The sequence below is a fragment of the Curvibacter sp. GW821-FHT09D12 genome, assembly GCF_059416245.1.
In genome coordinates this window covers 25366-37216 of sequence record NZ_JBWKOU010000014.1, presented here as the reverse complement: position 1 = coordinate 37216, position 11851 = coordinate 25366, and the positions used below count along the sequence as shown (strand labels likewise).

The 11851-nt window shown below is 65.0% G+C and carries 8 protein-coding genes; 5 read left to right on the top strand and 3 right to left on the bottom strand.

Annotation, left to right across the window (positions count from 1 at the left end; all coding sequences use genetic code 11):
- Positions 1 to 92 precede the first annotated feature (92 nt).
- The 5 genes from AC07PT_RS20590 to AC07PT_RS20570 all read left to right on the top strand — a co-directional run bounded on the left by AC07PT_RS20590 (position 93) and on the right by AC07PT_RS20570 (position 7528).
- Positions 93 to 758 (top strand): TetR/AcrR family transcriptional regulator, encoded by a 666-nt coding sequence (locus AC07PT_RS20590; protein WP_494657927.1) that lies wholly within the window; start codon positions 93 to 95, stop codon positions 756 to 758.
- A 208-nt stretch (positions 759 to 966) separates the two neighbouring features.
- A complete protein-coding gene (locus AC07PT_RS20585; RefSeq protein ID WP_494657993.1) occupies positions 967 to 1662 on the top strand; it encodes an SDR family oxidoreductase in 696 nt (231 codons plus the stop codon).
- A 406-nt stretch (positions 1663 to 2068) separates the two neighbouring features.
- Positions 2069 to 5749, top strand: a complete 3681-nt coding sequence (locus AC07PT_RS20580; protein ID WP_494657926.1) for an MHYT domain-containing protein — start codon at positions 2069 to 2071, stop codon at positions 5747 to 5749.
- Complete coding sequence (locus tag AC07PT_RS20575; RefSeq protein WP_494657925.1) at positions 5746 to 6780, top strand: HD domain-containing phosphohydrolase; 1035 nt, start codon at positions 5746 to 5748, stop codon at positions 6778 to 6780. Before AC07PT_RS20580 ends, AC07PT_RS20575 begins: the two co-directional genes overlap by 4 nt.
- Before the next feature lie 88 nt (positions 6781 to 6868).
- Entirely contained in the window at positions 6869 to 7528 is a 660-nt protein-coding gene (locus AC07PT_RS20570) for a hypothetical protein (RefSeq protein ID WP_494657924.1), read from the top strand.
- Positions 7529 to 7596: 68 nt separating this feature from the next.
- Here AC07PT_RS20570 and AC07PT_RS20565 read toward each other — a convergent pair whose 3' ends face one another.
- The 3 genes from AC07PT_RS20565 to AC07PT_RS20555 form a co-directional block, all read right to left on the bottom strand.
- Positions 7597 to 8538, bottom strand: a complete 942-nt coding sequence (locus AC07PT_RS20565; protein WP_494657923.1) for an NAD(P)H-dependent flavin oxidoreductase — start codon at positions 8536 to 8538, stop codon at positions 7597 to 7599.
- Between the two features lie 83 nt (positions 8539 to 8621).
- Positions 8622 to 9728 carry a CaiB/BaiF CoA transferase family protein gene (locus AC07PT_RS20560; RefSeq protein ID WP_494657922.1) on the bottom strand — a complete coding sequence of 369 codons (1107 nt, stop codon included), beginning with the start codon at positions 9726 to 9728 and terminating at the stop codon, positions 8622 to 8624.
- Positions 9725 to 11839, bottom strand: coding sequence for an acetate--CoA ligase family protein (locus AC07PT_RS20555; RefSeq protein ID WP_494657921.1), 2115 nt, complete (start codon positions 11837 to 11839; stop codon positions 9725 to 9727). Before AC07PT_RS20555 ends, AC07PT_RS20560 begins: the two co-directional genes overlap by 4 nt.
- Positions 11840 to 11851 lie beyond the last annotated feature (12 nt).

The window sequence follows — 11851 nt, the reverse complement described above, 5'->3', positions numbered from 1 at the left end:
GGCTTCCAGGTTGCCATTCTACAAACCGACCAGACGGTTTGTAAATGTGTGAGGAAAATTCCATGTCAGCGCTGGGAACGCCTGAGACAAAGATGACAATTCGACTGATGGACAGGAACCTCACGGAATCAGCGGAATTGAAGGCCAAGCAGAGCAAGCCCCCTCGACGCAGTCACGCGGAGCGCAGTGGAGAGACCCGCCAAAAGCTGTGCGAGTCGGCTTTGCAGCTCCTGTCGGAAGTGGGTTATGAGCGTGTCACGACAGCTTCAATCGCACAGCACGCCCAGGTCTCGAAGGGCGCGCAAACCCATCATTTCCCAACCAAGGTCGACATCTTGGCCGCTGCGTTCGAATACTTGCTCGACGGCTGGAGAGAGCGTCGGCTGCAGTTGATGAGCCAAAACGACGGTACTCCCACGCTGGAGGACACTGTGCGCTACCTGTGGCGGGAAGTCTTCAACCGACCCGATTACATTGCTGCCATCGAGCTCATGCTTGCTGCCCGGCACGATGGTCCTTTGCGCACCAAGCTTCAAGAATTGCTGGCCAACTGGACTGTGGCACGCGATGACATGTTTCGCCGCGTTGCAGGGCTGGACGGAGATCTGGACAAGGCTTCCACGTTTTTGAGACTCAACTTTTGTGTGCTGCGTGGAATGGCGCTTTACGAGGGATTGAACGAAACATCTGATCTCAATGAGCCTGTGCTCGAACTCTGGATCTCGATGGCAAGGCAACACTTGACAGCACAGGGGTGAGCAAGGAGCAAACCTATGCCTATCAGCAGGCCGTCCTGAAGTCCAGACGTGGATCGTGATGTCAAAACCCTGTGGTGCAGAGGGGAAATGTATGCATCGGAAGGCAAGCTGAGAGCTGTTTACGACTTTAGCGTCGTGAGCGGTTGGCGCTATGCTGCTGCAGCCCGCATGAACATTGACTCAGTGTTTACGACTTTAATTTGCAGGAATAGCCGCGGCGGCCATCGCCTTCGCCCGTGAGGGCGCTCGCGTGGCCATCACCGGCCGTGACGTCGAAAGCCTCGACCGTGTGAAAGCCGAGTTGGGGCCCGACGCGCTGGCCTGGGTCAGCGATGCCGGTGAGGTGTCGGCGCAGGCGGCGCTGGTGGCCCGCCTGCAATCGCAGATGGGTGTGATCGATGGCGTGTTCATCAACGCCGGCGTGGCCCAATTCGGGCCGTTCGCGCAAATCGACGAGTCTTTGTGGGACCGCAGTTTCGACACCAATGTCAAAGGCCCGTATTTCCTGATCCAGGGCCTGGCCCCCTTGATGACGCGAGGCGGGTCCATTGTTCTGAACGGCTCAATCAATGCCCACATCGGCATGCCGAATTCCAGTGTCTACGCGGCCAGCAAGGCTGCGCTGGTGTCATTGGCCAAAACCCTGTCAGCCGAGCTGCTGCCGCAAGGGGTGCGGGTCAACGTGGTGAGCCCGGGCCCGGTGACGACACCGCTGTATGGCAAGCTGGGCCTGGCGGCGAACCAGTTGCAGGCCATGGCCACCAGCATCCAGACGCAGATTCCGCTGGGTCGCTTCGGCCGCCCGGAAGAGATTGCGGCCACCGTGCTGCACCTGGTGTCGCAGGAGTCGACCTTCATCGTGGGCACCGAGATCATTGCAGATGGCGGCATGAGCCAGCTTTGAGATGGGTGTTTTGCAGGGATCAACATGGCAGCGGAGACACGGGGCAGGCGGGCCCCGGTCTTGAGCCAGGGCCTGGATCCCCTATGCGGCCGTGTTCAAGGCACCGTCGTGGCCGCCCTGGCCCTCACGATGCCGAGGCACCGTGATGACGAAACCTGCGTCAAGGATGTGCTGGCTGCCGCCAGGCCGCTCAGCCTGGTCATGGTTGGCCTGCCCGCAGGCGGTCATCAACCCAGTTGGGCGGGTCTGATCCTTTCAAGGAGGGCCAGCGGTCAGCGTCATGGGCTGCGCCAAGGCTTGGGTCAGCCTTGATCTTGAATGCCCCATCCCGTGGCAGTGCCCTTGAATCTCACAAGCCTTCGTCAATTTGCCAAAATGATATTTTTGGATTCGTCACGGGCCTGCTTTGCTCTCGTCTTTCTTCTATTTCGGCCCTGCCGACGCGGGTCTTCTGCAAGGGCAGCATGAGCCCTGGCTGGTGCTGTTGTCGGTGCTGGTGGCCATGCTGTCGTCGGCCATGGCCTTGCAACTGGCGGGTATTGCGCGGCGCAGCAGCCAGTTGGGGCTGGCGCGCATCGCCCTGGGCACGGGGGCGCTGTCCTTGGGCGCCGGGGTGTGGGCCATGCACTTCATCGGCATGCTGGCTTTTCAGCTGTGCACCACGGTGCGTTACTCGCCGGCCATCACCATTGGTTCGATGCTGCCCAGCCTGGGGGCCTCTTATGTGGCGCTTTGGGTGCTGTCGCGGCGGCAGGTGCGGCGTGGGCAACTGGTGTTGGGCGGGGCGCTGGTGGGGGCCGGCATCGGCCTCATGCACTACGGCGGCATGGCCGCACTCCAGATGGCCCCGGTGCTGCGCTACGACCCGCTCTGGTTTGCTGCCTCGCTGGGGGTGGCCGTGGGGCTGGCGGTACTGGCCTTGTGGATCCGTTTCGAGTTGGCACGGCGCCGCCGGCTGACGGCTGGGCAGGCCATCGCGCTGGGGGGCGGGGTCATGGGGCTGGCGATTTCGGGCATGCATTACACCGCCATGGCGGCCGCCCGCTTTGTGGGGCAGGACGAGCCCGGCTTTGTGGCGGATCTGGGCAGAAGCAGCAGCCTGGCGCTGACCATCGCCCTGATCACCCTGCTCATCTGCGCGATGACGGCGGCTGTCAATGCGGCGTTGCGTTATCGCCAGGTGTACCGGCACCTGGCCCGCAGCCAGGCCCGGCTGCTGGCCATTCTGAACACGGCCGCCGATGGGGTGATCAGCATGAACCCGCAAGGGGTGATCCTGACGCTCAACCCGGCGGCTGAGCAGCTCTTTGGCGCGCCGGCCGCCCAGTTGACGGGGCTTTCGATCAACGTGTTGCTGCCCGAACTGCGTGGCGCTGGCGATCACCCGGAGGGGCCGGCGCACCCAGGCCTGGTGCCAGGGGTGCGTGAGTTGACCGCGCAGCGCATGGACGGTCGTCTGCTGCCCATCCGGCTGGCCCTGGGCCAGGCCCCCGATGCCGATGAATCGCTGTGGGTGGCCTTTGTGACCGACCTCACCGAGCGCCAGCGCATCGAAAACGCCCTGGCCGAGAGCGAGCACCAGCACCGCAGCCTCATTGCCAACATTCCTGGGGTCACTTTCCGCTGTGCTTACCAGCGTGAGCGGGGCTGGGGTGAGTTGGTGTTCATCAGCGATGCCGCAGAGCCACTCACCGGGTGGCCGGTGGTGGCTTTCATGGCCGGCGAGGTGCAGCTGGAGGCACTGATCCACCCCGCCGATCGTGAGCGGGTGCAGCGCCTGCGCCAGCAAGCGCTGGCGGAGACGGGTGCTTGCGCCCTGGAGTACCGCCTGCTGAGCCGTGGCGGCGTTGAGCACTGGGTGTCTGAAACCTCGGCCGCGGTGCGCGACGCGCAGCGCCGGCAGCGTTGGGTGGACGGTATCCTGATGGACATCACCGATGCCAAGCTGCGCAACGCCGACTTCGAGAGTGTGGTGCAGGCCATCAACCGGGCGCTGGTGGTGATTGAGTTCGACCTGGAGGGCCGCATCCTCAATGCCAGCGACAAGTTTTTTCACCTTGTGGGCTATTCACCGCACGAACTGATCGGGCAACACCACCGTCTGCTGTGTCTGCCCGAAGAGGTGGCTGGGCCGGCCTACGCCGAACATTGGCAGGCGCTGCGGCGCGGCGAGTTCCGCGGCGGCGAATACCGCCGCCTGGGCAAGCACCGCAAGGACATCTGGATCCATGCCACCTACAGTCCCATTTTGGATGCCGACGGGGCGCCGCGGCGCATCATCAAGTTCGTCAACGACCTGAGCGAGCGCCACGCCATGGAGCTGGCCCTGCGCCTGGCCAAGGACAAGGCTGAGCAGGCGGCCGCCAGCAAGAGCACCTTCCTGGCCAACATGAGCCACGAGATCCGAACCCCCATGAACGCGATCATCGGCTTCACCGAGGTGGTGCTGGAAAGCCAGCTCAGCGAGGCCCAGCGCCAACACCTCAACATCATCAACCGGTCCGCCCGATCTCTGCTGAGCCTCCTCAACGATATCCTCGACACGGCCAAGATGGAGCATGGCTCGGTGGTGCTGGAGCCACGGGACTTTTCGCTGCGCGAACTCTGCCGCGATCTGCTGGCCACCCTGCGCCTGGGAGCGTCCGCCAAAGGCCTGGGTCTGACCCTGGACTACCCTGATGAACTGCCCGAGTTCTTTGTGGGCGATGCGCTGCGGCTGCAGCAGGTGCTGCTGAACCTGCTGGGCAATGCCATCAAGTTCACCGAGCAGGGGCAGGTGCGGCTGGTGGTGCACTACCTCGGCCAGACTCAGGCTCAGGCCTTGCAGGTGCAGGTCTGCGACACCGGCATCGGCATCCCGGCCGATCGGCTGGAACGCATCTTTGACCCCTTTGCGCAGGCCGATGCCTCCATGACCCGCCGCTTTGGCGGCACCGGCCTGGGCACCACCATCGCCCGCCAGCTGGTGCAGCTGATGGGCGGTGACATCAGCGTCAGCAGCACCCTGGGGCAGGGCAGCACCTTCACGGTGCAGGTGCCGCTCCCGTTGGGCAAGGCGCCTGCCCCAACGAATGACGCAGGCGGCGGGCTGAGCCTGCCGCCATTGCGCATCCTGGTGGCCGACGATGTGCCGCAGAACCTGGAGCTGCTCACACTGCGCTTGGGCCGATTGGGGCATCAGTTGGCCACCGCCTCGGACGGTGAGCAGGCGCTGGCCCTGGCGCAGAGCCAGTCTTTTGACGTGATCCTCATGGATGTGCAAATGCCCTTGCTGGACGGCCTGGCCGCCACCCGGCGCCTCCGGCAATGGGAGCGTCAGAGCGCGCGCCCCCCGGTGCCGGTGGTGGCCCTCACGGCCAGTGTGCTGGAGGAAGACCGCCGCGCCACCCTGGATGCTGGCATGAATGGTTTTGCCGTGAAGCCGGTCGAACTGCCGCGTCTGCTGGCTGAGATCGCGCGTGTCACGGGTCTGGCCATCAACCCCCAGGCCGCTGCGGCCGTGCCGGCCTCGGGTCCGCAGGCTGAAGACGGCCAGGCCGAGGGCGTGGACTGGGCCCGCGGCGCGGAACTCTGGGGCGATGTACAGACCCTGCAGACCCGCATCCGCCAGTTTCTGACCGAGGCCCTCAAAGGGCTGCCACCGGGGGTGCCACCGGGCGATGAACCGGTCCAGCGGGCCACAGCGCATCGCCTGCAGGGCGCCGCGGCCAATCTGGCCTTGCCCCGCGTGCAGGCCCTGGCCGCCGAATTGGAGCAAGGCGCCCTGGCCCGGCCCCAGGCGCAGTGGGCCGCCCTGCGCGCCGAGATGCAGGCTCTGCTGGACCGTTTGCCTGCAGCTCCGGTCACAGCCTTCGAGGCCCAGGGCAGTCCTTTGTTGCAGCCCGACGACCTGCGCACCTTACAGGCACATCTGCAGCGCGGTGAGTTGGCAGAAGACGCCTTGCAGCGTGTGTATGCTGCAGTGGATGCTGATCGACGCGAGGCCTTGCAGGCCGCCGTCGACAGCTTTGATTTCGACCAAGCCCTGCACCAGGTTGATGCCTTGTTGAAGCACTTGACCCCCTCCGAACCCGGAGCCCCGACATGAACTCAGGCCCTGCCCCTGTCAGCCCATTGCCAGACCGGCGGCCCCGCCTGTTGCTGGTGGACGACGAGCCGACCAACCTGCAGGTGCTCAAGCAGATTCTGCAGGCCGACTACCGCCTGCTGTTTGCGCGTGATGGCGAGAAGGCCCTGCAATTGGCCCAGCAGGAGCAGCCCCAGTTGATCCTGCTCGATGTGATGATGCCCGGCCTGAGCGGGCTGGAGGTCTGCCGCCAGCTCAAGGCCCAGCCCGGTACCGCCGCCATTCCGGTGATCTTTGTCACCGCGCTGGCCGACGAAAGCCACGAGGCCGAGGGCTTCGAGGCCGGGGCGGTCGACTACGTGACCAAACCGGTCAGCCCGCCCATCGTGCGGGCCCGGGTGCGCACCCACCTGTCGCTGGTGCGGGTGGAAGACCTCAAGCAGAGCCGGCTCGAAATCGTGCAGCGCCTGGGCCGTGCGGCCGAATACAAGGACAACGAGACGGGTCGCCACGTGATCCGCATGAGCCACTATGCCCGCCTCATGGCCCTGGCCCTGGGCTTCTCACCCGACCACGCGGATGAGTTGCTGCACGCAGCGGCCATGCACGATGTGGGCAAGATCGGCATCCCCGATGCGGTGCTGTTGAAGAACGGACCGTTGGACGCCGAGCAATGGCAAATCATGCGCCGCCACCCTGAGATGGGGGCCGCCATCATCGGCGAGCACACCTCCACGCTGCTGCAGATGGCCCGCCGTGTGGCCCTGACCCACCACGAGAAGTGGGACGGCAGCGGCTACCCGCAAGGCCTTCAGGGCGAGGCCATCGCCCTGGAGGGCCGCATTGTGGCGATTGCCGACGTGTTTGATGCCCTGACCAACGAGCGTCCTTACAAGGCGGCCTGGCCGGTCGAGCAGGCCATCGAGCTGCTGCAAAAAGAGTCGGGCCGGCATTTTGATCCTGCGCTGGTGCAGTTGTTCATCGACCTGCTGCCAGAGATCCTGAAGGTGAAGGATCAGTGGCCTGAGCAGGGCGCTGTACCGCTTGGGTAAAGTTGCTGGAAAGGACGGGGCGCACCGCCTAGGCTGAACAGGGTAGGGGCCTGCATCAGTGTGCGGGCCCACCCTTCCTTCTGCTGCCATGAGCCTGTCTTCTGCTTTCTCACCAGCCGCCTCGTCAACGGCCACCAGCCAGTTGCCCTACCTGCAGTCCCTGTACCAGTCAGGGCTGCTGACGCTGGGGGCGGCCGGCAAAGGCAGTTCGGCGGCCTCCGGCACCTCGTCCGGCACCTTGTCCAGCACAGTGGTGCAGATTTCCGATCAGGCCCTGGCCTTGCAGGACAACGCCACCCTGCTGGGCAGCGCCACCGGTACAGGGGCAGATCTGCAGCAGTCTCTGCAACAGCTTGATGCGCTGGCCCTGCAGGCCTCAGGCCAGGGCAGCAACAGCGGCAGCCAGGCGCTGGCGGATGCGGCCAGTGCCGCGCTGGGCCTGTCCAGCAGCAGCAACCTTGCCTTGCAAAACACCGATCTGGCCGGCACCTCCACCCTGCTTGGCTCGCTGGGGGGCGACCCCGGCAGCCTGCTGAGCAGCCTGGCCGATCTCTCCACCCAGTACCAGAACCAGCTGTCGCTGAGTGATCTGGGCCTGGCCGGAGGCACCGCATCATCGGGTGACACCGCCTCGTCTGCGGCGTCCTCATCCACGTCTACATCGACCCCCAGCGCCACCCAGCAGGCGCTCTCGCTCTATCAGACCCTGCAGCAACAGGGTTTGGGCCAGCTGTTGGCCAGTGCGTGAGGTCGGGGGCGGAGGGCGCAGTGTCTGAGCGTGGGTGACAGTCGGTGATGGCGGGCGACCCGTGCGCTTCAGAAGACGTGTTCGAATTCCGCCTGCAGTGTCCGGATCAGCTCGGCCACCGGGGGCAACGATTCCACGCCAGACACGGTGTGCCCGGCGCTCCAGAGATCTGCCCATCGTTGAATCACGGCACCGTCGGCGCCACCGCCAAATTGGCGCCGGGCTTCATGGACCGAAATGCCTTCATCCAGCTGCTCGGGGTCCAGGCCGACGCCCGTGATCGACGGCCGGAGAAAATTGGCAGGCAGGCCTGTGAACGCCCGTGTGGTCATGATGTCGTCGATCGAGCTTTGCAGCAGCATCTGCTTGTAGGTCGGCGAAGCCAGGCTTTCCTGGGTGGCCATGAAGCGGGTTCCGATGCAGCCCAGATCGCAGCCCAGCACGGTGGCGGCCCGCAGCGCGACACCGTCTGACAGACCGCCCGAGAGGACGATGGGCCCGTCAAACAGCTTGCGAACGGCCCTCACAAAGGCGAAGGGATTGGCCCATCCGGTATGGCCACCTGCCCCCGCAGACAGCAGGACCAGCCCATCGACGCCAGCCTCGATGGCCCGTTGCGCGTGGTGCAGCGAGGCGACATCTGCGAACACCAGGCAGCCGCCCTCATGCAGCATCGGGATGACGGCTTCGGGCGAGCCGACACTGGTGATCACCAGCTCGGTCCGGTGCTTCACGATCAGCTTGACCTCTGCCTTCAGTTTGGAGGGGTCGCGTCGCATGATCAGGTTGGGGCAGTGGGGCGCGCGTTGGGGCGATGCCCTGGTTTCGGCGCTGAGGCGCTGCAGCCAGCTTTCGAATTCGTCCAGCGACCGGCAGTTGGCGGTCGGAAATGCACCAATCACGCCTGATTCGCATGCAGCCGACACCAGTTCGATGCCCGAGACGCGCAGCATGGGCGCCGCGATGGCGGGCACGGTCAGGCGATCCATGAAGGGCAGTTTCTTTGTCATAGGGGTTCCATGGCGCAAAGCCGTTGAATTGATTCTCTGGCCGCCTGGCGATCCATTGAATCGCCGGGAGGCCGCGGCATAGCTCACCGGGTCAGACTGCCCAGCTTGGGTGCCCCGTCCATCTCGACGGAACTCAAGCCGGCCATGGGAACAGGAAATTTCACGAGAGGCATCACGTCTCCCGCCGCGAACTTCTCCCGCAAGGTGAAATGCGGCAGCGATGAGAGTTGTGACGGTGCGACGACCGGGGCGACTGGGATGTCATGTTGTTGCAACAAGCCGAACAGCGCCTGGGCGTCCCAGCGCTCGACCGCTTGCGCGATTCTGAGGTTGATGGCATCAGCCTGTGCTTTTCTGGCCTCGTGATGGCGATGCGCCTCCCCGTCGAAGGGGGCCAGGTCGAGCACCGTGCAAAGGCGCTTCCAGAAATGGTCCTCCAGTGCCGCGATGGACAGGTAGTGGCCATCTTGGCAGCGGAACGCGCCGTAGGCCGCCTTCACCAGGGTTGAATGCCGTTGTTCCGCCAACGTGTGGATTGAACCGGCCCGGTAAGCACCCAGGCGCGGGTTCATCCAGTGCATCACGCAGTCGGCCAGCGCCACGTCCAGGTGCTGCCCTTGGCCCGTGGTGGCGCGTTGCAGCAGGGCCGCGAGCGTGGCACTCAGGGCGTACATGGCACCACACAGGTCGGCCACCGGCAGGCCAAAGCTCTGCGCCGGCGAGCCGTCTGACGGGCCCGACACCGCCAGAACCCCGGCTGCCGCCAGGTAGTTGATGTCATGTCCCGGCAAATCGGCCCAGGGCCCTGACTGGCCGTAGCCACTGATGGACACGTAGATCAGTCGAGGGTGGGCCTGGCGCAGCGATTCGGCGTCCAGCCCCAGGCGGGCCATGACCCCGGGCCGGTACGACTCGACCACCACGTCGGCATCCGCGATCAGGGCCCGGACCTGCTCCCTCTGGGCCTCGTCCTTGAGGTCTGCCAGCAGGCTCTGCTTGCCCCGATTGACGGCCTCAAAGCCCCCTTTGCCCAGCAGGCGCGCGTTGTCGCCGTGTGGTGGGCGCTCGATCTTGATCACGCGCGCGCCGAGTTCGGCCAGGTTCTGGGTCAGGAAGGGGCCCGGCAGCAATTCGCTGAAGTCGATCACGGTGATGCCGTTCAGCGGCGAGGCCTCGGCCTGCGTCGTCATGCCGAGGCTCCCGGCTCTGCGCGTTCGATGATCACGGCGTCCAGCGGCAGCACACCCTCGCCGGCAGCGCCGATCCACACCGGGTTGAGATCCATCTCTTCGATCCGGCTTGCGTTCTGGACAACAAAGTCCGACATGCGTTCGAGCAAGTCTTCCAAGGCGGCCAGGTCGGCCATGGGCCGGCCCCGGGCACCGTCGAGCAGGGCAAAGCAGCGCATCTCGCGGACCATGGCCTTGGCCGCACCGGTGGGGAGGGGCAGGGTGCGCCGCGTCACGTCGCGCAGAATTTCCACGTAGATGCCCCCCATGCCAAAAGTCAGGACATGGCCGAACACCGGGTCGCGCGTGACCCCGATCATCAGTTCCAGCCCGCCCTGCGGTGCCATCTTCTCGATCAGAAGACCATCCACGCGGGCGTCGGGGCGATGCTGGCGGACCGATTCCATGACGTCCTGCCAGGCCTGTTTCAGTTGTTCCTCGTTTTGCAGGCCTACTTTCACGCCACCGATGTCGGATTTGTGGACGATGTCCTCGCTGGCAATCTTGGCCACCACGGGGTAGCCCATGGCGGCTGCCATCGAGAGCGCCTTGTCCGCCGTGCCCGCCACGCCACGGGGCAACATGCGGATGCCTGCTGCTTCCAGCTGTTGCTTGGCCTCGGCTTCAGACAAGGAGCGCGTGGATGCCGCCGGGGACAGTCCGGGCGTGATGCTCATCGGTGCGTCGGCCCCGTGTTCACGCCGCCAGCGGCCATATTCCACCCAACGCTGAATGGCCTTGATGCCCTTGCCCACCGAGCGCGGTGGCGCAAAGCCCGCTTCGACCAGCATGCGATAGCCTTCGCCGAGGCGATCACTCATCCAGATGGGGACAATCGGGGTTGGACACCCCTTTTGTGCCGCGATGATGGTTTGAGCCAGTTGGATCGTGGTGTTGCCGTAGTCCAGTGCGATGGGCACGATGACGCAACCCAGATTGGGATCGATCGCCACGGCACTCAAGGTTTTTTCAATCAGCGCCGCGTCACTCAACACCGCCGCGGTCGTGTCCACCGGGTTGTCGATGGCCGCGTAGTCCGGGAGTTCGGTGCCCAGCACTTCAAGTGTCGAAGGGCTGAACTGGGCCAGCGTCAAACCTGAAGTCCCCACGGCGTCCGCCGTCAGTGCGGCCGTGCCACCCGAGGAGGTGTAAATGGCCACCCCTTCACTGGGGCCAGGCGTGGCGCGGGCAAACAGCCAGGCGGTATCGACCAGTTCGTCGATGTCGTCGACCTCGATCACCCCGCATTGCCGGAACACCGCGCTGTTCACTTCGGCCGAGCCGGTCAGTGAGGCTGTGTGAGATTGGGCCGCTTTCTGGCCGTAGGCTGATTTGCCCACCTTCAGGGCGATGACGGGTTTGCCGTTGGCGGCGGCCCTTTGCACGGCCGCGACAAACTTGGCGCCGTCCTTGATGCCTTCGAGCAGCGTGACAATCACCTTGATGTCGGGCGCATCGGCCATGTAGTGGATGAAGTCGGCCACCTGCAGATCGACCTCATTGCCGGTCGACGCCCACAGCCCGATGCCGATGCCCCGGTCCATGGCCTGCATCACGTTGCGGCCCAGGCCGCCGCCCTGGGTGGCCAGCCCGATGGGCCCCTTGACCAGGTCGTGCGGGAACGAGGGCGAGAAGGTCAAGCCCAGCCGGTGGTTGACGTTGGTGAGGCCAGGGCAGTTGGGGCCATAGAGCCGCATCCCACCCGCGTCTGCGATTTCCTTGAGACGAATCTGGGCTCGCTCACCGTCCTCTCCAGCCTCTCCGAACCCCGACGTCAGCACGATGGCAAATGCAACGCCACGGGCAGCACACTCCTCGGCGACTGTCAGCACACCCGAGGCGGGTACGACGATCACCGCCAGATCGGGGGTGGCGGGAAGGGCTGCGACGCTGGGCCAGCAACGGTGGCCTCGAATCTCCGCCTTGCCTGGATTGACCAGGTAGATCGGGCCGTCGAACTCGGAATGGTCGAGCAAGTTGCTCAAGGTGCGTTCGCCGATGCTGTGCTCGCGGTCAGAGGCGCCGATCAGGGCGATCGAACGGGGGCGGATGAGTCTTGAAAGATCAGTCAATGGTGTCTCCGG

Excerpts from the sequence above, each read along its gene's own strand:
- AC07PT_RS20590 (WP_494657927.1), top strand. The coding sequence starts at position 93 with ATGACAATTCGACTGATGGACAGGAACCTCACGGAATCAGCGGAATTG.
- AC07PT_RS20575 (WP_494657925.1), top strand. The coding sequence starts at position 5,746 with ATGAACTCAGGCCCTGCCCCTGTCAGCCCATTGCCAGACCGGCGGCCC.
- AC07PT_RS20570 (WP_494657924.1), top strand. The coding sequence starts at position 6,869 with ATGAGCCTGTCTTCTGCTTTCTCACCAGCCGCCTCGTCAACGGCCACC.
- AC07PT_RS20565 (WP_494657923.1), bottom strand. The coding sequence starts at position 8,538 with ATGACAAAGAAACTGCCCTTCATGGATCGCCTGACCGTGCCCGCCATC.
- AC07PT_RS20560 (WP_494657922.1), bottom strand. The coding sequence starts at position 9,728 with ATGACGACGCAGGCCGAGGCCTCGCCGCTGAACGGCATCACCGTGATC.